This is a genomic window from Pectobacterium parmentieri (assembly GCF_001742145.1).
GTDB lineage: Bacteria > Pseudomonadota > Gammaproteobacteria > Enterobacterales > Enterobacteriaceae > Pectobacterium > Pectobacterium parmentieri.
The window spans coordinates 1,928,651-1,954,240 of the sequence record NZ_CP015749.1 but is presented as its reverse complement, the minus strand read 5'-3'; the positions used below and the strand labels follow the sequence as shown (position 1 = coordinate 1,954,240).

24 protein-coding genes are annotated in these 25,590 nt (G+C 50.9%); 22 read left to right on the top strand and 2 right to left on the bottom strand.

Annotation, left to right across the window (positions count from 1 at the left end; genetic code table 11):
- Window positions 1-9 precede the first annotated feature (9 nt).
- The 10 genes from A8F97_RS08745 to A8F97_RS08700 all read left to right on the top strand — a co-directional run bounded on the left by A8F97_RS08745 (window position 10) and on the right by A8F97_RS08700 (window position 9,318).
- A complete protein-coding gene (locus A8F97_RS08745; RefSeq protein WP_014699681.1) occupies window positions 10-894 on the top strand; it encodes a fumarylacetoacetate hydrolase family protein in 885 nt (294 codons plus the stop codon).
- Window positions 895-978: 84 nt separating this feature from the next.
- Window positions 979-2,043: a [citrate (pro-3S)-lyase] ligase gene (citC, locus tag A8F97_RS08740; protein ID WP_033071374.1), complete on the top strand. Its 1,065-nt coding sequence runs from the start codon at window positions 979-981 to the stop codon at window positions 2,041-2,043.
- A 23-nt stretch (window positions 2,044-2,066) separates the two neighbouring features.
- On the top strand, window positions 2,067-2,357 hold the full coding sequence (citD, locus tag A8F97_RS08735; RefSeq protein ID WP_033071375.1) for a citrate lyase acyl carrier protein: 291 nt from the start codon (window positions 2,067-2,069) through the stop codon (window positions 2,355-2,357).
- Entirely contained in the window at window positions 2,357-3,232 is an 876-nt protein-coding gene (gene citE / locus A8F97_RS08730) for a citrate (pro-3S)-lyase subunit beta (protein ID WP_014699684.1), read from the top strand. Before citD ends, citE begins: the two co-directional genes overlap by 1 nt.
- 53 nt (window positions 3,233-3,285) lie before the next feature.
- Window positions 3,286-4,815: a citrate lyase subunit alpha gene (citF, locus tag A8F97_RS08725; protein ID WP_014699685.1), complete on the top strand. Its 1,530-nt coding sequence runs from the start codon at window positions 3,286-3,288 to the stop codon at window positions 4,813-4,815.
- Between the two features lie 26 nt (window positions 4,816-4,841).
- Entirely contained in the window at window positions 4,842-5,369 is a 528-nt protein-coding gene (gene citX / locus A8F97_RS08720) for a citrate lyase holo-[acyl-carrier protein] synthase (protein WP_014699686.1), read from the top strand.
- Window positions 5,347-6,252: a triphosphoribosyl-dephospho-CoA synthase CitG gene (citG, locus tag A8F97_RS08715; protein ID WP_033071377.1), complete on the top strand. Its 906-nt coding sequence runs from the start codon at window positions 5,347-5,349 to the stop codon at window positions 6,250-6,252. Before citX ends, citG begins: the two co-directional genes overlap by 23 nt.
- Window positions 6,253-6,526: 274 nt before the next feature.
- Window positions 6,527-7,282, top strand: coding sequence for a flagellar brake protein (locus tag A8F97_RS08710; RefSeq protein ID WP_025918983.1), 756 nt, complete (start codon window positions 6,527-6,529; stop codon window positions 7,280-7,282).
- Between the two features lie 445 nt (window positions 7,283-7,727).
- Window positions 7,728-7,949 carry a hypothetical protein gene (locus A8F97_RS08705; RefSeq protein ID WP_014699688.1) on the top strand — a complete coding sequence of 74 codons (222 nt, stop codon included), beginning with the start codon at window positions 7,728-7,730 and terminating at the stop codon, window positions 7,947-7,949.
- Window positions 7,939-9,318 carry an APC family permease gene (locus tag A8F97_RS08700; protein ID WP_033071378.1) on the top strand — a complete coding sequence of 460 codons (1,380 nt, stop codon included), beginning with the start codon at window positions 7,939-7,941 and terminating at the stop codon, window positions 9,316-9,318. The genes A8F97_RS08705 and A8F97_RS08700 overlap by 11 nt, the downstream gene beginning before the upstream one ends.
- Before the next feature lie 61 nt (window positions 9,319-9,379).
- On the opposite strand, the gene sbcB is transcribed toward A8F97_RS08700, so the two are convergent.
- Window positions 9,380-10,807, bottom strand: a complete 1,428-nt coding sequence (sbcB, locus tag A8F97_RS08695; protein ID WP_015730350.1) for an exodeoxyribonuclease I — start codon at window positions 10,805-10,807, stop codon at window positions 9,380-9,382.
- Window positions 10,808-11,070: 263 nt separating this feature from the next.
- Here sbcB and A8F97_RS08690 point away from each other — a divergent pair, with 263 nt between their 5' ends.
- From A8F97_RS08690 to A8F97_RS08635, 12 genes are all read left to right on the top strand, one after another.
- Window positions 11,071-12,021, top strand: a complete 951-nt coding sequence (locus A8F97_RS08690) for a siderophore ABC transporter substrate-binding protein (protein ID WP_014699691.1) — start codon at window positions 11,071-11,073, stop codon at window positions 12,019-12,021.
- Between the two features lie 21 nt (window positions 12,022-12,042).
- Window positions 12,043-13,002 carry an ABC transporter permease gene (locus A8F97_RS08685; RefSeq protein ID WP_014699692.1) on the top strand — a complete coding sequence of 320 codons (960 nt, stop codon included), beginning with the start codon at window positions 12,043-12,045 and terminating at the stop codon, window positions 13,000-13,002.
- On the top strand, window positions 12,992-13,999 hold the full coding sequence (locus tag A8F97_RS08680) for an iron chelate uptake ABC transporter family permease subunit (protein ID WP_014699693.1): 1,008 nt from the start codon (window positions 12,992-12,994) through the stop codon (window positions 13,997-13,999). The genes A8F97_RS08685 and A8F97_RS08680 overlap by 11 nt, the downstream gene beginning before the upstream one ends.
- Window positions 13,996-14,754, top strand: coding sequence for an iron ABC transporter ATP-binding protein (locus A8F97_RS08675; RefSeq protein ID WP_014699694.1), 759 nt, complete (start codon window positions 13,996-13,998; stop codon window positions 14,752-14,754). Before A8F97_RS08680 ends, A8F97_RS08675 begins: the two co-directional genes overlap by 4 nt.
- 403 nt (window positions 14,755-15,157) lie before the next feature.
- Window positions 15,158-15,475 (top strand): PTS system regulator TmaR, encoded by a 318-nt coding sequence (gene tmaR / locus A8F97_RS08670; protein ID WP_005967626.1) that lies wholly within the window; start codon window positions 15,158-15,160, stop codon window positions 15,473-15,475.
- Window positions 15,476-15,778: 303 nt separating this feature from the next.
- Complete coding sequence (locus A8F97_RS08665; RefSeq protein ID WP_033071379.1) at window positions 15,779-18,052, top strand: ComEC family protein; 2,274 nt, start codon at window positions 15,779-15,781, stop codon at window positions 18,050-18,052.
- Between the two features lie 37 nt (window positions 18,053-18,089).
- Complete coding sequence (msbA, locus tag A8F97_RS08660; protein ID WP_033072009.1) at window positions 18,090-19,838, top strand: lipid A ABC transporter ATP-binding protein/permease MsbA; 1,749 nt, start codon at window positions 18,090-18,092, stop codon at window positions 19,836-19,838.
- On the top strand, window positions 19,835-20,836 hold the full coding sequence (lpxK, locus tag A8F97_RS08655; RefSeq protein ID WP_014699697.1) for a tetraacyldisaccharide 4'-kinase: 1,002 nt from the start codon (window positions 19,835-19,837) through the stop codon (window positions 20,834-20,836). Before msbA ends, lpxK begins: the two co-directional genes overlap by 4 nt.
- 204 nt (window positions 20,837-21,040) lie before the next feature.
- Window positions 21,041-21,223 carry a Trm112 family protein gene (locus A8F97_RS08650; RefSeq protein WP_005967647.1) on the top strand — a complete coding sequence of 61 codons (183 nt, stop codon included), beginning with the start codon at window positions 21,041-21,043 and terminating at the stop codon, window positions 21,221-21,223.
- A complete protein-coding gene (gene kdsB, locus A8F97_RS08645) occupies window positions 21,220-21,969 on the top strand; it encodes a 3-deoxy-manno-octulosonate cytidylyltransferase (RefSeq protein ID WP_014699698.1) in 750 nt (249 codons plus the stop codon). Before A8F97_RS08650 ends, kdsB begins: the two co-directional genes overlap by 4 nt.
- Window positions 21,970-22,271: 302 nt before the next feature.
- Window positions 22,272-23,585, top strand: coding sequence for a pectate lyase PelN (gene pelN / locus A8F97_RS08640; protein ID WP_033071380.1), 1,314 nt, complete (start codon window positions 22,272-22,274; stop codon window positions 23,583-23,585).
- Window positions 23,586-23,796: 211 nt separating this feature from the next.
- Window positions 23,797-24,690, top strand: coding sequence for a YcbJ family phosphotransferase (locus A8F97_RS08635; protein ID WP_014699700.1), 894 nt, complete (start codon window positions 23,797-23,799; stop codon window positions 24,688-24,690).
- On the opposite strand, the gene elyC is transcribed toward A8F97_RS08635, so the two are convergent.
- Window positions 24,642-25,490, bottom strand: coding sequence for an envelope biogenesis factor ElyC (elyC, locus tag A8F97_RS08630; protein ID WP_015730354.1), 849 nt, complete (start codon window positions 25,488-25,490; stop codon window positions 24,642-24,644). The two genes, A8F97_RS08635 and elyC, sit on opposite strands and share 49 nt — an antisense overlap.
- Window positions 25,491-25,590: the final 100 nt, after the last annotated feature.

Sequence of the window (25,590 nt, the reverse complement as noted above, 5' to 3'; positions counted from 1 at the left end):
GGAAATATTATGAAACTTGCAAGTTATCGTTATAACGGTAAGGACAGTTACGGCATTTATACGGCAACGGGGTTAATCGATCTCGGTAGTAAAATTGGCCACCTTTACCCCGATTTGAAAACATTACTGGCGCAGAATGCGCTACCTGTTGCCGATGGGTTCAGTGCGAATGCCTCGGATATTCCGGTCGCAGATGTGACATTCCTACCCGTTATTACCACACCAGGGAAAATACTGTGCGTAGGGATGAACTATGCCGCTAAGCGACAGGAATTTAATGAACTGAATCCTGCACCAACATTATTTGTACGTTTTGCGGATTCACAAACTGGACACGCGACGCCCGTTATCAAACCGCATTATTCCTGCGAATTTGATTATGAAGGCGAATTGGCGGTCATTATCGGTAAAGGCGGACAACATATTTCTCAGGATGTCGCACTTTCTCATGTAGCAGGATATAGCTGTTACATGGATGGCTCTGCACGTGACTGGCAGCATAGCTGGTTTACCGCGGGTAAGAACTGGCAGAAAACCGGCGCGTTTGGCCCCTACTTGACCACCTCGGATGAAATACCCGATCCGCATGTGCTGGCAATCCGCACGTATCTGAATGGCCGCATGGTGCAGGATGACAATACCAGCAGCATGATCCACAAAGTTGCTGAACTGATTGAATACATCAGCACCTTTACTGAACTGAGTGCGGGCGATGTGATCATCACCGGGTCGCCGGGCGGCGTAGGTAAAAAACGTAATCCACCGCTATTTATGAACGCGGGTGACTGCATTGAAGTTGAAATCGAAAACATTGGTCATCTACGCAACATGATAGTGGATGCGGCGGTGCCGGTGAAATCGGTGCCGACCACTGCTGAAGTCGCTGCGCACTAAGTTCAGGTGTCAGGCTTGCCGATGTGAAAACCGGCAAGCCTGCAATGAATGTCCTAACTAATTCGAGTTGCAGGAAGAACCGTGATGTATGCCAATGATACCGTCTTTTTTGACACGCTGGATGTGCGCCTTCGGGAGCTGGAGAGGGGCGGCGTGCGGCAGTTCCTTGCACACTGTCAGCTCGGCATGGACGACGATATTGACATCATGGTTGTTGGCAGACTGGGCGGGAGGCTGATCGCCTGCGCGGGCCTGGCCTCCAACACTATTAAGTGTGTTGCAGTCGATCCTGAATTCAGACACCTCAATCTGGGTGTGCAGGTGGTGAATGAAGTAATGCAACAGGCGGCACAGCGCGGCCTGTTTCACCTGTTTCTCTATACCCGACCGGAAAATGTTGATGTCTTCCGGGGATGTGGTTTCTACCCGCTGGTGTGCTACCAGGACAGTGCGGTGCTGATGGAAAACACGCCGATTGGCATTCAGCAATATTGTCAGTCTTTGGCGGCGTTTGCACAGCCCGACGCGCTCGCGATGCGGGCAGAGAAAAGGATCGGTGCGATTGTCATGAACGCGAATCCTTTCACGCTGGGCCATCGTTATCTGGCGGAACATGCGGCGCAGTCGTGCGATTGGCTGCACGTATTCGTGGTACGGGAGGACGTTTCCTTTTTCCCGTTTAGCGAGCGTCTGGAAATGGTACAGCGCGGTGTGGAGCATATTCAGAATCTGACAGTACATACCGGTTCGAACTACATGATCTCTAAAGCCACGTTCCCCGGCTATTTCCTAAAGGAAGAGAAACTCATCACTCGCGCCCATGCGGCGCTGGATTTAATCATTTTCAGGAAGTATATCGCGCCGGCACTCGGTATTACCCAACGCTTCGTCGGCACCGAACCCTTTTGCCCGGTGACGAATCAGTACAACCAGGACATGCACTACTGGCTGGAGAAAGACCAGACGGTGTCTTCTCCTGCGTTAAGCGTGGTTGAAATTGAACGTAAACGGCAACCCTCAGGATTAGCCATTTCCGCTTCAGAAGTCAGAAAATTACTCAAACTTCGGCAGTACAGCGGTATTCGGGACATCGTGCCAGCCTCAACCTTTGAGCATTTACAGCGTTATTACGAACCCGAGTACGCATAATTAAAATCAATCAGGATAAATCTATGAAGATTGTTAAGGAGTCCCTGGCGGGCACCTTTGAGTCCAGCGATTTGCTGGTCAAAGTGGCACCGGCAGACGGGAAGCTCACCGTGGTCATCAACAGCGAAGTGATTAAGCAGTTCGGTCATCAAATCAAACAGGTCGTGAATGACACGCTGAAAGCGTTAGATATACAAGAAGGGACGATCATTGTGGATGACAAAGGCGCATTGGATTGTGTCATCCGTGCCCGCGTGCAAAGCGCGGTACTGCGCGCCACAGACGGACAGCAGATTGAATGGGAGACATTATAATGAACAAGCTTCGCCGCAGTATGTTATTCCTCCCAGGCGCGAACGCCGCCATGTTGTCCAATGCGTTTATCTATAAACCTGACTCCATTATGTTCGATCTGGAAGATGCGGTGTCCCTGCGGGAGAAAGATACCGCGCGCCTGCTGGTTTTCCATGCGCTCCAGCATCCGATGTACCGCGACATTGAAACCGTGGTGCGCATTAACCAGCTCAGCACGCCGTTTGGCCTGCTGGATCTGGAAGCGGCCGTGCGTGGTGGTGCCGATGTTATTCGTCTGCCAAAAACCGATTCCACTGATGATGTGGATGAATTGGAACGCCATCTGGTTCGTATCGAAAAAGCCTGCGGCCGTGAAATCGGCTCAACCCGCATCATGGCGGCGATTGAATCTGCGGTGGGCGTGATTAACGCCGTCGCTATTGCACGCTCTTCCGAACGCATGATCGGGATTGCGCTGGCAGCGTTTGACTATGTGATGGATATGCAGACGGAACGCGGTGATGGCACGGAGCTGTTTTATGCCCGCTGTGCGGTGCTGCACGCGGCTCGCGCTGCCGGTATTGACGCTTTCGATGTGGTCTATTCCAACGTTAACGACGATGCCGGTTTCCTGAAAGAGGTCGATCTGATCCGCCGATTGGGCTTCAACGGCAAATCCCTGATTAACCCGCGCCAGATTGAGCTGTTACACAACGCTTATGCTCCGACGCAGGATGAAGTGGACTATTCCCATCTGGTGATCAACGCCGCTGAAGAGGGCGAACGTGCCGGCTTAGGCGTCATTTCCCTGAATGGAAAAATGATTGACGGGCCAATTATCAACCATGCCAGAAGCGTGCTGGAACGTGCTCAGGCCTCCGGCGTTCGCAAATAGCCATTGCGTGATGACACCGCAATGGCCGCTCTCAGGAATTACAGGATTAGACAATGAGTCATTTTATTGAAGCACTGCAACAGCAGTACCCGGAAAAACATCATCTGCAACCTTTCGCCAACGCCAATCAGAGTACACCGTGGCTGAACGATGTGGCACAAAAGCATGAACGTAAACTGTGCGCCAATCTGGAAGAGGTGATTCGCAATAGCGGGCTAAAAGATGGGATGACCATCTCTTTCCACCATCATTTCCGCGAAGGCGATAAGGTTATTAACCACGTGATTGATGTGCTGGCACGGATGGGTTTTCGCGATCTGACGCTGGCATCCAGCTCACTGATGAGTTGTAACGCGCCGCTGATCGACCATATCAAAGCAGGCGTAATCAGCCGGATTTATACTTCAGGGATGCGCGGCAAGCTGGCCGATGCTATTTCCCATGGATTAATGAAAGAGCCGGTACAGATTCATTCTCACGGCGGTCGCGTCCATCTGCTGCAAAGTGGTGAACTGAAGATCGATGTCGCTTTTCTTGGCGTCCCGTGTAGCGATGAGTTTGGTAACGCCAACGGCACCGCTGGGAAATCCAGTTGTGGCTCGCTGGGTTATGCCATGGTCGATGCACAGTTTGCCGGTAAAGTCGTGCTGCTGACTGAGGCCCTGGTGCCATTTCCGAACATGCCTGCCAGCATCGTACAGGATCAGGTGGATTACATCGTTCAGGTCGATGAAGTGGGCGATCCGGCCAAGATTAGCGTCGGCGCGGCGCGTGTCACCAGCAACCCGCGTGAATTGCTGATTGCCCGTTCCGCGGCGGACGTGATTGAACATGCCGGTTATTTCACCAATGGTTTCTCGATCCAGACCGGTTCAGGCGCGGCTTCTACGGCCTGTACGCGTTTCCTCGAAGATAAAATGCGTCAGCAGAATATTGTGGCACGCTTCGCGCTCGGTGGTATCACCGGCGGTATTGTCGACCTGCATGAAAAAGGGTTGATCGAAAAACTGATCGATACTCAGTGTTTCGATGCTAACGCGGCGACGTCGCTGGCAAAGAACCCTAATCATATCGAAATTTCCACCAACGTTTATGCCAATCCAAGTTCTAAAGCGGCCTGCTGCGATCAGTTGGATATGGTGATCCTCAGCGCGCTGGAAATTGACACCGATTTTAATGTCAACGTGATCACCGGCTCCGACGGTGTGATGCGTGGTGCGTCCGGCGGGCACTGTGATGTCGCGACGGCAGCGAGTTTGACCATCGTCGTTGCGCCGCTGATTCGTAGCCGTATCCCAACCGTGGTGCGTCAGGTGACGACGCGCGTTACACCGGGAGAAAGCATTGACGTGCTGGTGACCGATCACGGCATTGCTGTAAATCCCGCGCGTCCAGAGGTTGCAGAACGTCTGCAACAGGCGGGGCTGAATGTGATGACGATTGAGGCGCTTTATCAACGTGCGATTGCGCTCGCTGGTGAACCTCGCGCTATCGAATTTCACGATCGCATCGTCGGCGTCATTCGCTATCGCGACGGTAGTGTGATTGACGTCGTTCGTCAGGTGAAAGAAGCCAACGAATAAGTGCGAAACGCATGAGGGAATCGACGATGACAAATGCTGTTTCCATCTCTCTGGAAACCTTACTCGCGGCGAAGGAACGCCGCGCAGTTCGCCAACAAGAATGGCTCGCTCGGCACGGCGCGACGCTGGTGTCGCTGACGCTGGTCACACCGGGGCCGGTAAAGGATAGTGCAGGTTATCGGCAGGTGATGGCCGAAGCTATCAAGGCATTAGCCTCGCTGTGTCAGACGCGAGGGTGGACGGTGCTGGAGCAGCAGACATTCTGGCTGGCTACAGGGGCGGAAGGGCTATGGGCGATCACCAAAGATGCGCTGTCGGTGAAGGCAGCGACCATTGCATTGGAAGATGGCCATGAACTGGGGCGGCTATGGGATTTTGACATCTTCAGCCCGAAAGAAGGTTCGATTGGCCGATCGATGTTGGCACATAGCGGACGCGCCTGTCTGTTGTGCGATCAGGCAGCACACGCCTGTAGCCGTTCGCGCCGCCATTCGTTGTCAGAACTGCTTGAGCACATAGAAGGAAAGGTCAATGCCTACTTTACGCCAGTCTGACAGTGTACTGCCGACCACGGCGTCTCATTCTGCACAACGTGAATATCGGGAACGCCACCCGTTACCCGATATCGGGCAGCGTGTGGCGCGGGCGCTGACGATGGAAGTGATGTTGACGCCAAAGCCTGGCCTGGTGGATAGCGCTAATAACGGGTCTCATCGCGATATGGATGTCGCGCTGTTTCAGACCAGTATTCAGGCCATTTCTTCCTGGTTTCGATATTTTACCGACGCGGGCTATCAACATGCCTGCGTACCACTGGTGCAGCTACTGTCGCAGGTTCGCCCTATTGGCATCGCCTGTGAGCAGGCAATGTTGTCAGCGACGAAGGGGGTAAATACCCATAAAGGTGGGATTTTCGCGTTTGGCCTGTTGTGTACCGCCGCCGGCTGGTTGGCAGGGCGGGGAGAGAGAGTGACGCAGCGCAGCCTGTGCAACAGCGTTGCCGTCATGTGCAGCGATCTGGTGCGTAATGAGCTGGAAACATGCTCTGGGGCGGCCACGGCGGGCGAACATCTCTATCAACGGCATGGTCTGACCGGTGCGAGAGGAGAAGCCGCCAGCGGTTTTAATACCGTATGTCAGTATGCGCTACCTACCTTGCGGCAGGCGATTGCCGATGGTGCGGATGAAGATACCGCGCTGTTACGGACGCTGCTGGTGTTGATGGCTTACAATCCTGACACCAACGTGGTTTCACGCGGTGGAATGGATGGATTGGTGTTCGTGCAACATTATGCGCAGAGATTACTGGCTGACCCGTTGGATCGTCAGGCGCTGATAATGATGGATGAAGCGTTGATTGCCAGAAATCTGAGTCCGGGAGGGAGTGCCGATTTACTGGCTGTGACCTGGTTGCTCTATCACTATCCTGCCGAATAGTAAACAGATGTTATAAAGGCGCGGGCTGGCGGCGATAAATTTCACCATTTGACCGCACCTGAACACTTTCTGCTATTCAACTAAAGATGTTGAAGAAATTGTCGATACCGTTCCCACCTATCTATATCATGCAAGTTCAGGCGCTCGCGTAATCATTTTCAATATGTAGCCAGTGTAGTGGCGTCGTATTAGCACTCATGGGACTTGAAAGATAACGGAGAGGCGTGCATCAATATAAGCCATTGACACATAATCCATGTAAATAATGGTGGGGATGAAAGCGGTGAATGAAAATTTGAAAGAGCAGTTTGTGAAGCGCAACAAACTGGCTATCTGTGCAACGCTGCGCGAATTAAAGAAGAATGATACGTCTCTGATGGTGCATCATCCTCATGGTCAGTTCATCAGTAAAATTCTTGATGTTGTACCCGACAGCGACCTATTTATTTTTGATTTAGGTGGCATTGAGCGTGAAAATAACCTTGCACTGTATGCAGGAGCGCTGTCTTTCATCGCCGAGCCTGCTGGCGCGAAAGTTGAATTTAATGCTGAAATTGCAAAAACGGTGACTTACGACGGGTTGCCAGCTTTCAGCGCGCATATTCCTGAACTCCTTTATCTTATCCAGCGTCGAACTTATTTCCGCATCAACACGCCGCTGTGGCCGCCGTTGACGTGCCGTGGCGAACTGCCGGATGACAGCGTTTTCCTTTTCACTATCAAAGATCTCTCTCTGGGTGGACTGAGCCTGTATACCGACCGTGATACCACGGGGTTGTTGACCGAAGGCGATATCATTAAAAGCGTGGAAATGGATCTTGCCGATCATGGTTTCTTCTGCGTTGATTTGCAATTTGTCGGTCAGGCGATGGTGAAGATTGTCGATAACAAAGGCGAAGTGAAACTTACGCAGCGTCTGAGTTTCAAATTCCCTACACTGAGCGCGGCGCAGGAACGGGATCTTCAGCAGGTGATTTTTGAGTTGGAAAGATTACAAAACGAAAAGAAAAAGCGGTTCCAGGAGTTGTAATTTTTAAGTACAACCCTTTGTTTGGGCTTCACACATAACAGCAACGTTTTTTATTACGAGTATTAACGTATTACCCGGCTTATTTACGCCTAACTAAGGCGAGTCGCAGGAACAAATAGGATTGTTTTGAATGCGATAGTCAGCGTACACGCGGCTTGAAGCAGGCTGGGAATAAATAAATGGTTTCCAACGTTCTCAGAGTCTTGTCAGATGAGATCGTCTGGTGCAAAATACGCGCCTTGCAAAATAACCGACGTCTAATAGCGTCGGTTATTTTTTTACATTTATGCTCGTCATACTTCAGTTACAAAGGTATTGGTGTGGTTTCGTACCTTCTCTCTGTGGTTTAGGTTTGCTGGGTATAGGGTCTTCAACGAAAGAGGCCGGACAACGATCCGGATAGATAATTTTGTGTGTGCCTGTGAGCACAGTGAGGAAAGGAAAGATGGGACAATCAGTAAGTTTCGCGCCGGTGCCCGCCGGTTTGTGCTGTAAAGGTATTGGTTATGGCGCGACGTTGTCGCAAGTTATCTCTGGTGCTGTTTCAGCCACCTCTTCTCATCGTGATTCAGGCGAGTCCTGTATCCACTCCCTTATTTTCAGTACGTTTGAGTACGACACCGCTGTAGCCGCCGTGATGAACGGAGGTGTGCATCATGTCGCTTGATACGCATCTGTCTACTTCTGGCTCGACTTCGGCAAAACGCGCTCAGTTAAAAAGAACGCTCACGCTGTGGCCCGTGGTCATGATGGGGCTGGCCTATATGCAGCCGATGACCATTTTTGATACGTTCGGCATCGTGTCTGGCCTGACCGACGGTCATGTGGCTACCGCCTATGCGTTTGCATTGGTCGCCATTCTGTTCACTGCGCTGAGTTACGGCAAATTGGTCAAACGTTTTCCGTCCGCCGGTTCGGCTTATACCTATGCGCAAAAAGCGATTAGCCCGCACGTTGGGTTTATGGTCGGTTGGTCGTCACTGTTGGATTATCTGTTCATGCCGATGATCAACATCCTGCTGGCGAAAATCTACCTGGAAGCCATTTTCCCCGGCGTACCGTCGTGGATTTTTGTGGCGGTGCTGGTCGGGTTAATGACGCTGTTTAACCTACGTGGCATCAATCTGGTTGCTAATCTGAACTCCATTATCGTGGTGGTGCAGGTTGCGATTATGGCGGTGTTCCTGGGGCTGGTGATCCACGGTGTTTATCTGGGCGAAGGTGCGGGTACGTTGACCAGCATGCGTCCGTTCTGGTCCGAGAACGCCCACGTAGTGCCCATGATTACCGGGGCTACGATCCTCTGTTTCTCGTTCCTGGGTTTTGACGGCATCAGCTCTCTGTCCGAAGAAACGCAGGATGCAGGTCGGGTGATTCCTAAAGCCATCTTCCTGACGGCGCTGATCGGCGGCGTGATCTTTGTTGCTGTAGCGTATTTCCTGCAATTGTACTTTCCAGACATCTCGCGCTTTAAAGAGCCGGATGCGTCTCAGCCGGAAATTATGCTGTACGTGGCAGGTAAATTCTTCCAGTCCGTTATTCTGGTGTTTTCCTGTGTCACGGTGCTGGCATCCGGTATGGCTGCACATGCAGGCGTCTCCCGTCTGATGTATGTCATGGGGCGTGATGGTGTGTTTCCTGAGCGTTTCTTCGGCTATATCCATCCGAAATGGCGTACACCATCGTTGAACGTTCTGCTGGTTGGCGTGATTGCACTGTCGTCTGTGTCGTTCGATCTGGTGACAGCAACGGCGTTGATTAACTTCGGTGCGCTGGTAGCGTTTACGTTCGTGAACCTGTCAGTGATTTCACAGTTCTATATTCGTGAACGCCGTAACCGGACCGTGAAAGATACCATTAACTTCCTCGTGCTGCCCGTGCTGGGCGCGTTGACGGTAGGGGCGTTGTGGGTGAATCTGGAAGCTAGCTCAATGACGTTGGGTCTGGTGTGGGCGACGATAGGATTGCTCTATCTGGCGTTTGTGACGCGAAGTTTCCGCCAGCCAGTGCCGCAATGTAGCGAAGAACCGGTGTAAGCCAACTGATGACCTACCTATGAAGAAAAAGCGGAGCCAGTGAGCTCCGCTTTTTTATGCTTTAGCCGACCAATTCCTGCGCATAGGCGTACAGGGCTTTTAGCTGCGTCATCTTCTCTTTATCGTCTTCATGTCGTTGATACAGCTCGCTGAGCTCTGACAGATAGTTCTGCAAGCGCTCCGGCGTAAATACCGCACGCCGATGTTGTAGCCAGCGCTGCTGTTCGCGGTCATCCAGTGTGCCGGGAAAATTGCGGGCGCGGTAACGGAAGAACAGCGGTTCAAGACGATTATCGGCAAACGTGAGATCCAACGCAGGGAGGTTCTGCGGTGCGGTCTCCTGAATGATTTTCATCGCCATCCGATCGGCATCGCCAAAGAAGCCATCATAAAGTCGTAAATCTACATCATCGGATGCGGCGAAAGCCGGGGCTTCAGCAAACAGCTCCACCACTTTTTCCCTGACGTCCGAATTGCTACGCAGCAGCGCCAGATTATCCAGGCAGCGTTGGCGATCGATACCCAGCCTCTCTGCATCTTCCGGCCGTAAGGTATTGGCCGGTGCTAATACCGGGCATTTATTGATATGTACCAGCTTGAGCGGGACCGCACTCTGATCGGCAGTTAACGCATCCCGGCGGGTATATAACCGCTCACGTAATGCTTGGCTGTCCAACTCCAGCAGTGGCGTCATATCGCCCGCCAAATCGCACATGATGACCGCATTACGGTTGTCCGGGTGCCAGGCGAGCGGCACGATCCAACTGGTGTTGCTTCTTGCTGCGCCAAACATGCCGGAAACGTGAACAAGCGGCTTCATTTGCGGGATATCGATCAGCGCGGAAAGTTTATTTTTGTTACGCAAAGGGAACAAATACTCAAACAGCTTGGGCTGCGCTTGCTTGAACAGTTTTGCCATGGCGATGGTGGCATAAACGTCGGACATCGCATCATGCGCCTGCTCGTGTGCAATGCCGTTGGCCTTCGTCAGGTGTTCAAGACGGAAACTGGGCAGGCCGTCATCGTTTTCGGGCCAGACGATGCCTTCTGGGCGCAGGGCATAGCAGGCGCGTAGCGCATCCAGCAAATCCCAACGGGAATTACCGTGCTGCCAACTGTAAGCGTAAGGATCGTAGAAGTTGCGATAGAAAATGTTGCGGCTGACTTCATCATCAAAGCGAATGTTGTTGTAGCCCATAATGCAAGTGCCGGGCACGCTGAACGCCTCATGAATCTGGCGGGCGAATTCTGCTTCATTGACGCCTTTGGCTAGCGCGATCTGCGGGGTAATCCCGGTGATCATCACGGCTTCCGGTTCTGGCAGGTAATCATCGGTTGGCCGACAATAGATAACTAACGGCTCACCGATAATATTGAAATCCATATCGGTACGGACACCGGCAAATTGCGCAGGGCGATCGCGCGCGGGGTGTTTGCCGAATGTCTCGTAGTCATGTATGAAAAAAGTGGGTTGTGTTTTCTCGGCCATATATGCAGTTAGCTACGTGTACGCGCTGAGCCTGAAGTTAGGCAAACAGTCTGGAAAACGGTAAGGATATCATTGAATCCACTTTTCTGCGGCGCTTTCCTGATTTGCATCACTTCTCTGACTTACATCAATAGGCGGGTAGACATAATCGCTAGGCATGACTGTGTCCATTCGGTTACAATTTTCGTTCTAATGCGAATGATAATTAAATTCGATGATTTACAAAATTATCTCAATGCTTAATTCCGATAAAGGAGAAAAGAATGCGGTTTCCCTCGATGATAAAAATGACGCTGCTGGCTTCTGCGTTAGTGGTAGCTGGCTGCGATCAATCTGATTCAACACCTACTACAAGTAACACTGTAGCGATCGAACATACAAAAGGTGTGACGCAGGTTCCTGTGAATCCGAAAAAAGTCATCGTGTTTGATACCGCTATTCTGGATACATTGACCGCATTGAACATTGAAATTGCTGGCGTGCCGCAGGGTGATGCAAAAATATTTCCAGATGTCCTCGCCCAATATCGAGATAGCAAGTACCTGAATGCGGGTACGCTGTTTGAGCCTAACTATGAAGCGATTAGCAGTGCAGCGCCTGATTTAATCATTGGTGGTGGTCGGGCTCGTGACGCCTATGACAAATTAAATGCGATTGCCCCGACGATTGCTTTGGATGTTGACGATCATCAGTTTATGACCAGTTTTACGCAGCGAGTCGAACAACTGGGGGAAATTTTTAGCAAGCAAGATGTAGCTAAAGCCAAACTGGATGATTTTAAACAACGCATCGCTCAAACGCATGAAAAAGCCGATAAAGCGGGTACGGCGTTGTTGGTTATGGTGACAGGCGGCAAAATGTCGGCATATGGTCCGAAATCGCGTTTCGGCTTTATTTTCGATGAATTGGGATTTAAACCGGCAACAGAATTTCCTGATTCTGGCCGCCACGGTAATATCGTGACGTCTGAACTGTTGTTAAGTGCTAATCCGGATTGGTTGTTTGTCTTCGATCGTGACAGCGCCATTGGTAACCAGAAAGAAGGCCAATCAGCAAAACAGGTCCTGGATAACCCATTGGTGAATAAAACCAATGCCTGGCAGAATAACCGTGTCATTTACCTTGATTCCTCTTCGATTTATGTCGCGGGCGGGCTGCAAAGCTATCTGCGTTTGATCGACGATGTTAATAAAGCTCTTGATGCCAAACCCTAAGACAGCGTCGTGACTTCGGTAATGAAAGCGTTTTATTTTTCGGCTGGTACCTTCCTCATGCTGGGGATGGTTACCGCCAGTCTGTTTATTGGGGCAGGGCAAGTCACGTTCGATGCGGTCTGGACCGACCCGATGATGCGTGACATTTTCTTTATCAGCCGTGTGCCACGCACGCTGGCACTGCTGTTGGCCGGGAGTGCCATGAGCGTCGCCGGGTTGATCATGCAATTGCTTACGCAGAACCGTTTTGTCGAACCTTCACTGGCGGGTACAACCCAGTCTGCGGGGTTTGGCCTACTGGTTGTGATGGTGATCGCGCCCTCGGCTTCCCTAATGGTGAAAATGACCGTTGCCAGCGTGTTTGCGATGGTTGGTACGTTACTGTTTATGATGCTGTTGCGGCGTATTGTCCTCAAATCAGCGCTGGTCGTGCCGCTGGTCGGGATCATGCTGGGGTCGGTAATCGGTGCAGTGACCACATTCGGCGCAATGTATTATGACTTGTTGCAGTCGCTTGGCAGTTGGGAGGCCGGAGATTTTTCTGGCATTTTACAAGGGCGATATGAACTGCTCTGGCTGGTGGGGGGGCTCACACTATTGGCATGCTGGACAGCAGACCGTTTTACCGTTGCGGGAATGGGGCGTGAGTTCTCTGTCAATGTCGGCCTGAACTATCGAAAGGTTATGTTGCTGGGGCTTTCCATCATCGCGGTGATTAGCGGTGTCGTCGTCGTTGTTGTGGGGGCATTGCCGTTTCTGGGGCTGATCGTACCGAACCTCATCAGTATGCTGATGGGGGATAACGTAAGAAAAACCATCCCTTGGGTTTGTTTGCTTGGCGGCGGACTCGTGCTGCTGTGCGATATTATTGGCCGAGTGGTGCGTTACCCGTTCGAGATTCCAGTGAGTGTTATTCTGGGCGTGATTGGGGCCGTTGTGTTCCTTCTCCTGTTGTTGAGTCAGAAACGTCATGTCAGTTAATGAATTCAAAGTTGATACCCACACTACAACGGCACCCGAGGCGCGTAGCATTGCGCCTTATCGGCGTTTGTGGTGGTTGGGCGCGGGGGCATTAGCGGCAATCGCGGTGTTTATGACCATCAACCTGGGCGGTAACCTGCGCTACATCCTGGTACACCGTGGTTTGATTTTATCTACCATGGTGCTGGTGGCATTTTCCGCTGGCGTGTCAACGGTACTGTTCCAGACGGTAACCAATAACCGCATTCTCACGCCATCTATCATGGGGTTTGAGGCGCTGTTTGTCCTGCTGCAAACTGTAGTTCTGTTCTTCTTTGGGGTACAAGGCATTACGGCGGTTGGTGTCAGCAGCAAGTTTATCCTCGAAGCGTTGCTACTGGTGCTGTTTTCCTCACTACTCTATCGCGGCCTGTTTACCGGGCGTCACAGTAATTTGCATCTGGTTCTGCTGGTCGGCATCATTTGCGGGACATTGTTTCGCAGTGCTTCCAGCCTGATGCAGCGACTCCTGACACCTGGGGAATTCGCGGTACTGCAAGGTAGAATGTTTGCCACCTTTACTCGTGCTGCACCGGAACTGATTGGGCTGTCTGCCGCGATCATCCTGATTGTTGGGCTATGCGTGTGGCGGCTGCGTTTCCAACTGGATGTACTGGCGTTGGGGAAAAATACGGCGATTAATCTGGGTATCGCATACAAACGTCATGTGACGGTGGTGCTGTTGCTGGTGTCTGTGCTCGTTGCTGTTTCAACAGCGTTGGTGGGCCCGTTAACCTTTTTAGGATTTATGGTGGCGAATTTAGCCTATCTGATCGCCGGTTCCCGTCAGCATCGTATTTTGCTGCCTACTGCGTTTTTGCTTGGCATTATCGCGCTAGTAGGGGGGCAGTTGATTCTGGAACACCTGCTGGGCATGGCAGGGGCGCTATCTGTGGTGCTCGAATTTATCGGAGGATCGCTGTTTATTGTGTTGCTACTGAAAAAGGTTTCCGTGTGATTGAGATCGGCAATGTAACTAAAACATATAATAATGTGACGGTATTGAATAATGTCACGGCGACGGTGCCTCGTGGTGGCGTTACGTCGATTATCGGCCCGAATGGTGCAGGAAAATCGACACTGTTATCCATCATCAGTCGCTTGCTGGATGCGGATCAAGGGCAGGTAAAAGTCAATGGCATGGATGTCATGACAACGCCAAGCGATAAACTGGCGACGTGCTTGTCTGTTCTACGACAGGAAAATCAGTTTACCAGCCGCCTAACGGTAGCAGAATTGGTGGGCTTTGGGCGCTATCCCTATACCAAAGGGCGACTGAACGCGGATGACCAAGAACGTATCAGCGCTGCGCTGGCTTTCCTCAATTTGACTGAGCTGAAAGATCGGTTTTTAGACGAGCTTTCCGGTGGTCAGCGGCAGCGTGCCTATGTTGCGATGGTGCTGTGTCAGGATACGGAGTATGTGTTACTGGATGAACCGCTGAATAATCTGGATATGAAACACGCCGTGGCGATGATGAAGCAGATTCGCCGTGCAGCCGATGAGTTAGGTAAAACCATCGTGCTGGTGATCCACGATATCAACTTTGCTTCCGCCTATTCGGACTACATTATTGCTATGCGCAAAGGGCAGATTATCTATACGGGAAAACCGGAAGACATCATGGTGTCCGATGTGCTGGAAGACATTTTCGATACAGAAGTGGCTATTGAAGAAGTTCATAATCAGCGCATCGCGGTATATTACCGCTAAATACCCGTCATACTTCAAGCCGCATGTGTATTGGCAATACTCGGCTCATATTTGAGCCTCGCCTTAAAGGGTCGCCGCAAGCGGCGTTCAAATTGATTTGGTCAATTTGTCCGTGCTCACCCCAGTCACTTACTTTAGTAAGCTCCTGGGGATTAATGAGCCTCATCAATGAGGCTCTCCCTTCGGGCCAACGCTTGCGTTGTTCAAATCGGTCTCGAACCGATTTGTCGCGCGATTGCCGCCTACATGCAACTCGAATTATTTAGGGTATGGTTTGGTGACAGAGTGCCCGCTTGGCGATGCGTTAGCGCAAAGGGCGTAAGCACTGCTTGAAAGACGCTGGGTATAACCTGTATGGTGAATGCATAAAGAATTTATGTATGACTTGAGGTAAGGGCAAAAGATGGATAAGGACACTAAGCCGTGTTTCCAGGATGTGCTGGAATTCGTGCGCATGTTTCGTCGTAAAAACAAGCTTCAGCGTGAAATCGTCGACAACGAAAAGAAAATTCGTGATAACCAGAAGCGCGTTCTGCTGCTGGACAATCTGAGCGAATATCTTAAACCTGGCATGTCCATCGAGGACGTGCAAAATATCATCGCTAACATGCGCGGTGATTATGAAGACCGCGTTGATGACTACATTATCAAGAACGCCGATCTATCTAAAGAACGTCGTGAGCTGTCTAAAAAGCTGAAGGCGATGGGCGAAGTTAAGTAACCTGACGCCCCGTTTTCTATCGTGAAAGGATCGCTTCGGCGGTCCTTTTTCTTTTGATTTTTACTTGCCTGATTATCTACTGCTTTTTACTTACCCCATTTTTCAATCAATGGTAGTTGCATTGAACGCCTGAAAAACTGGAACCCTGCTCGTGTGCCGAATGCCATTTTCTGCAATCTAGCCGCTTTTTTGCGAGATGTTTCCCCACCTGAGTTTTCCGCTCTGTTGCATTAGCCTGAGTTGTCGCAACATGCCGGAACGAACGACAGGGAAAGAGGGAAAACTGTGTCATGGCAAGGAACGATGTCGGTAAATAGTCTGGCTTGGGCTGGTGTGCTGGGGATCCTGCCGCTACTTTTGTTATCGCACATCCCAGCGCAAATGCCGCTGTGGTGGGGACTGGGTCTATCTGGCTGTGTGATAGTCGTAGGGTATCGCTACGCGGGGCTACGCTTTGTGGCGATTGTTGTCACCAGCTTTTGCTGGGCATCGTTGAATGCGCAAACCCTGTTGTTGCAAATTGAACGATTTACACAGAATTCGGTTAGCGCCGTCGTGACGATAAGCAGTATACGGTTTAGTGAACGCAATGACACCTTGCTCACCGTTCGGTTGGAAGAGGTCAACCAGCAGCGGATATTCCCTCCGCTGTATGCCCAACTGACTTTATCACCTGCTATGGAAAACTGGTGCGGTGGCCAGCGCTGGGCAATCACCGCTAATTTTCGCCCCATCCATAGTCGCTTAAATGAAGGCGGTTTTGATAGTCAGCGCTGGGCAGTGGCTAAACGGCAACCGCTATCGGGCCGAGTGCTAGCGGCAAATGTGGTTGATAGTCGCTGTGATTTTCGCCAGCGGACGATCGCAAAGGCGGAGCTGCAGGTGCAAGGATTGCCGTGGCGTTCTATTTTACTGGCGCTGACGTTTGGTGAGATGAAAACGGTAAGCCCTGAACTCAAGGCGCTACTTCAGAATACCGGAACGATGCACCTGATGGCGATTTCTGGCCTTCATATTGTGCTGGCAGGCCTGTTTGGTTGGGTAATCGTGCGAGCATTACAGTATGGTTTTCCTGTGCGGTGGATTGGCTATCGTCTCCCGCTATTGACGAGTGTCATGGTTGCCTGGGTATATGTCTGGCTGGCAGGGGGGAACCCACCGGCGGTGCGATCGGCACTGGCGCTTAGCGTATGGGTCTGCCTAAAAATGTGGAGTGTTAACTGCTCAGCCTGGCAGGTTTGGCTATGGTGTGTCGCACTGATTCTAGTCAGCGATCCATTAAGCGTACTGTCAGACAGTTTTTGGCTATCTTGCCTTGCGGTGGCCTCACTTATTTTTTGGTTTCAATGGGTGCCGCTTCCCTATCGGTTACAGACCCAGCGACGATGGTTCTGGCTGCGTTGGATCCACCTGCAAACGGGGATCACGCTGCTATTAATGCCCTTGCAGTTGCATATTTTCCACGGTGTTAGCATCACTTCTCTGCCTGCCAACCTTTGGGCCGTGCCTTTAGTTACCTTTGTTACCACACCGCTTATTTTGTTGGCGTTAAGCACGATTGCGTTTTCGCCGCTGAGCGAAATGCTTTGGTGGTTGGCTGATGTGTCACTGCGTGTGGTATTCGCCCCGCTAACTTATCTACAGACGGGGTGGGTTTATCTTGATGCGTCGCTGTTGATAGGGAGTATCGCAGGGTGGGGCGCTGTCGTGATATGGCGTTTTAGCTGGTGGCGATGCTATCCCATGAGTATCGGTGCTCTGATTCTTGTTTTATTGGTTTTTCGCATAAAGCGTGATGAGCCGGAGTGGCGTGTGGACATGCTGGATGTCGGTCATGGTCTGGCCATTGTGATCGAACAACGCGGGAAGGCGGTACTGTACGATACGGGAAACCGCTGGGAAGGGGGAGACATGGCGACGCGAGAAATTTTACCCTATCTGCGCTGGCGTGGCATCGATGTGGAAAAAATTATCCTGAGCCACAGCCATATGGACCACATCGGAGGGCTGGCAACGTTACAGACCGCTTACCCTGATGCCACGATCTATAGCGCTATCAACGCGGTAAATCATCATTCTTGCCTGCGCGGCGAGCAGTGGCGCTGGCAAAGCCTTACGTTTACCGTGCTGTGGCCACTCACGCTCGTCGAGAGAGCGGAAAATAATGACTCCTGTGTTATCCGCGTTGATGATGGGAAACGCAGTGTTCTACTGACGGGGGATCTGGAGTCGGATGTGGAAAAAGCTCTAATGAGAGTAGAACGCAGTGCGTTGCGTGCGAATTTGTTACAAATCCCCCACCATGGCAGCAAAACCTCTTCGTCACCCCCCTTCATTCGTGCTGTTAATGCCGACGTCGTTATGGCGTCGGCGGCGCGTTATAACCCGTGGCGACTGCCTTCAATAAAGATTGTTGAGCGATATCAGCAGCAGGGTTACTTATGGCTTGATACCGCGTCATCTGGGCAGCTAAGCGCACGTTTTTTCAGCGATTCATGGCACATTCGGCGGTTCAGGGGTCACATATCGCCTCGTTGGTATCATCAGTGGTTTGGCGTAAGGCGGTATAATGAGTAAAATGGTCGGCTATTTCTTCCCGATTCAGGTTCACTACATGCTGAATGATAAAGATCTCTCCACTTGGCAGACGTTTCGCCGCTTATGGCCGATGATCTCTCCTTTTAAGGCAGGGCTTGCTGCTGCTGCAATCGCACTCATTATTAATGCGGCTGGCGATACACTCATGCTTTCTCTGCTCAAACCTTTGCTGGATGAAGGGTTTGGTAAGGCGGAGCGTTCCGTATTGCTCTGGATGCCGCTGGTTGTCATTGGGTTGATGTTAGTGAGGGGAGCGTCGGGTTTTGTCTCCAGTTACTGCGTTTCCTGGGTTTCCGGCAAAGTAGTCATGAATATGCGCCGCCGCCTTTTTTCCCACATCATGGGGATGCCGGTAGCGTTTTTCGACCAGCAGTCAACCGGGACGCTGTTATCACGTATTACCTATGATTCTGAGCAGGTTGCGTCTTCATCATCTGGCGCGTTGATTACCGTCGTCAGAGAAGGGGCATCGATTATTGGCCTGTTCATTCTGATGTTCTACTACAGTTGGCAACTGTCCATCATCCTGATCGTGATTGCGCCGATTGTGTCGATCGCCATGCGCCTGGTGTCCAAACGATTCCGCAGTATCAGTAAAAACATGCAGGATACAATGGGACACGTCACCACCAGCACGGAGCAAATGCTTAAAGGGCATAAAGAAGTGCTGATGTTTGGCGGTCAGGAAGTTGAAACCAAGCGTTTTGATCAGGTTAGTAACCGGATGCGTCAGCAGGGTATGAAGATGGTATCCGCGTCTGCAATTTCTGACCCTATCATCCAGTTGATCGCGTCACTGGCGCTGGCGTTTGTCCTGTATGCTGCCAGTTTCCCCAGCGTGATGGAGACGTTGACTGCCGGGACGATCACGGTGGTGTTCTCTTCCATGATTGCCCTGATGCGCCCGTTAAAATCACTGACTAACGTGAACGCGCAATTCCAGCGCGGCATGGCCGCATGTCAGACGCTGTTCGCTATTCTGGACATGGAACAAGAACGTGACACGGGTAAACTGGAAATCGAACGTGCGAAAGGTGAACTCGAATTCCGTCAGGTGAATTTTGCTTATCCGGCAAGAGAAAATCTGGCTCTGAAGAATATCAATCTGCATATCCCCGTTGGGAAAACGGTGGCATTGGTTGGCCGTTCTGGTTCAGGTAAATCGACGATTGCCAGTTTGATCACGCGTTTTTACGATATTCAATCAGGTGAAATTCTGCTTGATGGCCATGATTTACGTGAATATAGCCTGTCTTCCTTACGTAATCAGGTTGCGCTGGTTTCTCAAAACGTACATTTGTTCAACGATACGATAGCGAACAACATCGCCTATGCTCGCAATGAACACTATAGCCGTGAGGAAATTGAGCGTGCGGCAAAAATGGCGTATGCGACCGATTTCATCAATAAGATGGAACATGGTCTGGACACAATTATTGGTGAAAATGGTGTGATGCTCTCAGGCGGTCAACGCCAACGTATCGCGATTGCCCGTGCGTTACTGCGCGATAGCCCGATCCTGATATTGGATGAGGCCACGTCGGCGTTGGACACCGAATCCGAACGTGCGATTCAGGCTGCATTAGATGAATTGCAGAAAAATCGTACTGCGTTGGTGATTGCGCACCGTCTTTCCACGATTGAAAAAGCAGATGAAATTCTGGTAGTTGAAGATGGCAGAATCATTGAGCGTGGTAGTCATGCTGCGTTGTTGGCGACAAACGGAGCCTATGCACAGTTACATAGAATGCAGTTTGGCGAATGATTGAGCGTATTTGGTCGGGGCAGTCGCGGCTCTATTGGCTGTTGCTGCCGCTTGCGTGGCTATACGGATTCATCACTTTTCTGATCCGCCAGAGCTATCGATTAGGATGGCGAAAATGCTGGCAATCCCCCGTGCCCGTGGTGGTGGTGGGGAATTTGACGGCAGGCGGTAATGGGAAAACACCAATAGTCATTTGGCTTGTCGAACAATTGCAACGCAAGGGTTATCGCGTTGGTGTGGTGTCCCGCGGCTATGGGGGGAAGGCGGAACGTTACCCACTGCTGCTGGATACGTCGGTGACAACGGTGCAAGCAGGCGATGAGCCCGTGTTGATTTTCCAACGTACCGGTGCGCCCGTTGCGGTTGCCCCCCGTCGCCGGGATGCCGTAAGCGCACTATTGGCACGACACTCGCTAGACGTGGTGATCACCGACGATGGGTTACAGCACTATGCGTTGGCAAGAGATATTGAACTGGTTGTGGTTGACGGGGTGCGGCGTTTTGGCAACGGCTGGTGGCTACCTGCTGGTCCAATGCGGGAAAGAGAAAGTCGCCTGGCATCGGTGGATGCCGTCATTGTTAACGGCGGTACTCCGCGAACAGGCGAGATAGGGATGACATTAACGGCGGGTATGGCAGTTAATTTACTGTCAGGCGAATCCCGCCCGCTTAGCCTGTTACATGATGTAGTTGCGATGGCAGGTATCGGACATCCCCCGCGTTTTTTTGCAACGTTGCGTGATGCGGGCGTCAGTATTACGCGTGAAGTTGCTTTTGCTGACCATCAATCGTACCAGCCAGAACAGTTTGAATCGTTGACCCAAAATACGGCGCAGCCGCTGCTGATGACGGAAAAAGATGCCGTAAAATGCAGGGCGTTCGCTAAGGATAACTGGTGGTATTTGCCCGTTGATGCTGTGATCGCTGAGCCTCACCGCACACAATTACTTGATAAACTGGAAAACGTGATTAATCGGAATATCGACGGTAAAACGTAAATGAATCTGGCGCCACGGTTTTAACTATCCTGGTAGGTATCACCTTATTAAATAGCAGCTATACCTTACCTTAAATAATTCGAGTTTCAGGACAAAACGATTGCGTTTTGAACAACGTAGCCAACACACATGCAGCTTGACGTATGATGGGTATATAGCGATAAAGAAAATGTCGGTCATCGATCGGCCAAAGATGGAGGAAGCATGGATCACCGTTTACTTGAGATTGTTGCCTGTCCTGTTTGTAATGGTCGGCTGTACTTTAATAAAGAGAAACTGGAATTGATATGCAAGGTCGATGGTTTGGCCTATCCAGTCCGTGATGGTATCCCCGTGCTGCTGGAAAACGAAGCGCGTAAACTTGGGGCTGACGAGATAACACAATGACTTTTACTGTGATCATCCCTGCTCGTTTTGCATCAAGTCGACTGCCTGGGAAACCGCTGGCGGACATCAACGGCAAACCGATGGTCGTCCATGTGATGGAACGGGCGCTGGAATCTGGGGCGCAGCGCGTTATAGTGGCTACCGATCACCCTGACGTTGAGGTTGCCGTGCGACAAGCTGGTGGCGAGGTGTGTCTGACCCGCAACGATCATAATTCTGGCACAGAGCGTCTGGCTGAAGTCATTGAACGGTACGGTTTTACCGATGACGATATTATCGTTAACGTTCAGGGTGATGAGCCGCTCATTCCTTCCATTATTATTCGCCAAGTGGCGGAGAACCTCGCAGCGAGTAAAGCGGGAATGGCAACGCTGGCGGTGCCGATTGAAACCAGCGAAGAAGCGTTCAATCCAAATGCAGTGAAAGTGGTTACCGACGCCGAGGGATACGCACTGTATTTCTCTCGGGCGACAATTCCTTGGGACAGGGAACGTTTTGCTCAGTCGAAGGAAACCATTGGCGATCATTTCCTGCGTCATATTGGCATTTATGCTTACCGTGCGGGGTTTGTGCGACGTTATGTCACTTGGGCACCAAGCCAACTGGAGCAAATCGAATTGTTGGAGCAACTGCGTGTGTTGTGGTACGGCGAGAAGATCCATGTTGCGGTCGCCAAAGCCGTTCCTAGTGTTGGTGTGGACACACCAGAAGATCTAGCCCGCGTGCGGCAAATCATGGCGAGTTAATAAAACCTATCGCTCTGACCTCTTCTGAGTACTTCATGGGGAGTCTATTTTTCCTGAATAGATTGTCTCCATGAAGTTTTTCTTCATATAACATTTTATTTTTTTAAGTTATTTAGCACTTATTTAGATAAGTATTCTTAAAAAATCTTAAATTACACAGTGCCTCTTTATTCATCGAGAGGGTTTGTTTCCTTTTTTAATTTATGCGCCGCGAGCAGAATTTTTATTTTCATATTTAAATGCTACTATCAATTTGCCATGTATTTACATGGCGTTTTATTTCAACTAAGGATGGTAATAATATGATTGCTAAATATTATATTGCGAAAATTTTCCTCGGCGGGATGTTAATGGGAGCCGCTGTGAGTAGCAGCGCAGCGGTTTATTACATGGCACCCAACGGCAATGACGCAAATAACGGTAGTAAAAATTCTCCCTGGAAAACGATCGATCGTGCACAGAAAACATTAAATCCCGGTGACCGTTTGTGGATCCGTGGCGGTAAATATGTGTTCACTAAGGGACTGAACGTCTGTGCTACTCGCACTGACGTAGTGAATGCGATCACACTGAGTAAGAGCGGCACTGACGGTAAGCGCATTGAGTATTGGGCGTCTAGCGGAGAAGTGCCGATTTTTGATTTCAGCCAAATGCAGGATGACTGCCGGGTCAAAGGGTTCAATGTTGTTGCAGATTGGGTTTCCGTTAAAGGGTTGGAAATAACGGGTGTTCCGCAACGTAATAACCTTAATCATGAATCCTGGGGAGTATGGAACAGGGGGAGTAATAATATATTCGAGCAGTTGAATATTCACCATATTATGGGAACCGGTCTGTTCATTCAGCGAGGGGGGAATAACCTGGTATTGAATAGTGACTCTCACCATAATTACGATCCACTGACATCTAATGGTGCAGGTCAAAGCGGAGATGGTTTTGGTGCGCACATTCCTGCTAACCAACCGGGTAATATTTTCCGTGGTTGCCGGGCGTGGGCAAACTCGGATGACGGTTTCGATTTAATTAATGCCTATTCTCCGGTTCTGATTGAAAACTCCTGGGCTTGGTCGCACGGTTATTTACCGGGAACAACACAATCACTGGCTGCGGGTAACGGTAATGGTTTTAAAATCGGTGGTTATGGTGGCGTTTATGTGGCAAATGCGGTGAAACATACCGTGCGTAATTCGGTCGCGTTTTTAAATAAGGCCGCTGGTTTTTATGCCAACCACCATCCGGTAGCGAACGATTTCTTTAATAACACCGGCTATAAAAATAACCCTAACTTTAATATTCGCGGCATCGATGCAAAGGGAAAAGCGATTGGGTTGGGTACGCTGCGTAACAATTTGTCTCACGGTGGTAAAGACTTGTCGTTCTCCGATGGAGCGAACATGCGCTATAACTCGTGGGATCTGAAAATTGCGGTATCAGATGCTGACTTTGAGAGCGTTTCCGTGACCGGATGGGATGCGCCGCGTCAGGCGGACGGCAGCTTGCCCGTACTGAAGAGCCTGCGTCTTGCATCGGGAAGCGCGCTAATCAACAAGGGCGGCGATGTCAAACTGCCTTACAAAGGGTCAGCGCCAGATCTGGGTGCTTTTGAACGTGAATAATGGCAGCGTGTTAACACGCTAGCCTGTCACTCCGATATTCCCTGCTGACGAGTAGGGAATATCGCTGCAATAACTTTGGCAGGGCGTTCTTCCTGCTGTGTCCCCAACTTGAAGTATGACGAGTATATTTGATCTGCGTTGAAGTATTTGTCGCCTGCTCGCCGCATCATGGTGGGTGGAGCTATTTGGCTCAACTGAGGTATAGCCGTTTATGGAACAGTTGAAATCAGAACTCAGCACGGTTTTGGGAGAAAGCCTCAGCCGGCTTGAGCGCATAAGCGAACAGCCCTATGCGGATCTGTATGCCTTGTATGACAAAGAAGGCAACGCCATTCCTTTGTTGGCTAAAAGTTATGTTTGTCAGGGTGTCGCGCAACAGGAAGCTTATAAACTCTCGATGCTGGCGCGTGAAGGTGATGCCCGTCTGCCAACCGTCTATGGATTGGTACTGACGCAGCAGCAACCTTATCGGGAACTGTTGCTGATAGAGCGCTTACGGGGCGTGTCGGTGGAGGCGCCACCCAGAAATGGTCAGCGTTGGGCGCTGCTAATGGATCAAATTGTTGAAAACGTATTGGCCTGGCACCGAATTGACAGCCATGGTTGTGTCGGTTCTGTCGATAGCACGCAGGATAACGATTGGTTCAGTTGGTATCAACAGCGTCTGGAGGTCTTGTGGTCTACGTTGCTTAATGTCAATGCGCCACAACTCACGCAGCAGGATCGTACCGTGCTTTATCGTTCTCGCCAGTGCCTGAGGGGGTTGTTTGAGGATTTTGACGACAACTGTGTATTGGTGCACGGTAACCTGTCGCTACGCAGTATGTTGAAGGATGCGCGTAGCGATCAGCTATTAGCGATGATTAATCCGGGGATGATGCTGTGGGCACCCAGAGAGTATGAACTCTTCCGACTTTGCGAATCTGGCATGCCAGAACAACTGCTTTATCACTACCTGAAACAGGCACCTGTTTCTGAATCTTTTGTCTACCGGCGCTGGCTGTATGTGATTTGGGAAGCGGTGGCCCGCTACATTCACACGGGCCAATTGGATCGTCAGCTATTTGATGTGGCTTCCCGCGAACTCTCCCCTTGGCTGGTGTGAGTCTGTGGTTGTTCGGCGTCATGAGGTGCTGTTGACGTTCCCTTTAGTGACTGCCAGAGACGGCCGAGTGTTTCGTACCAGGCCCGTTCACTGTGTGATAAATAGTAAGCGGAAGGGAATACTTTTTCCCACGGGTTGAGCGCGGACGTGATGGCCATCTGATTTGCCGGAGCCGGAATCGGCGCTAGCCCCTGAGCTTGGAAAAACCGTATGGCGCGAGGCAGGTGGTTGGCCGAGGTTACCAGCAAGAAAGGGCGAGCGCCAACAATCTTAGCGGTTGCCGCCGCTTCTTCTTCCGTATCTCTCGGTGTATCCAGAATGACGATATCCTGCTGGGGAATACCCAGACTCTCTGCCACCAGCGCCGCGGTTTTCGCGCTGCTGACAGGGTTACCTTGCGCTGCTCCACCAGTAAAAATCAATTTTGCGCCGGGGTTGGCATGATAAAGGCGAACGCCTTCCGTGACGCGCGGGAGGCTGTTGCTAATGAGATTAGAACTGGGTGCCCATTCTGCGTTATAGGTATACCCCCCGCCTAATACGACAATATACTCGGCGTTATCCGCTTGCGGCGTTTGTCGCCAGGTTGGGTACTGTGATTCCAGTGGTAACAACAGCCGATCGGCAACAGGTTGCAGGCTGAGTAGAATAAGCATCAGCCAACTGGCTAATATCATCGTTTTCCCCGTGCGCTGCCGTTGGGTAAACCAGAGTAGCAATAGGCCAACACCCATCAAAAGCAATAGCAATGGCAGAGGTTGCAGAAGGCCACCGACGAACTTTTTGAGTGTGAAAAGCATAAAATTGCATTCCTTTTGAGTGAAAAAACCGCATCTGGGAAGATATCATGCGGTAAGGCCATTTATTCTAAGCCAGCCTGTGCCAAAATGGCAGGCTGGA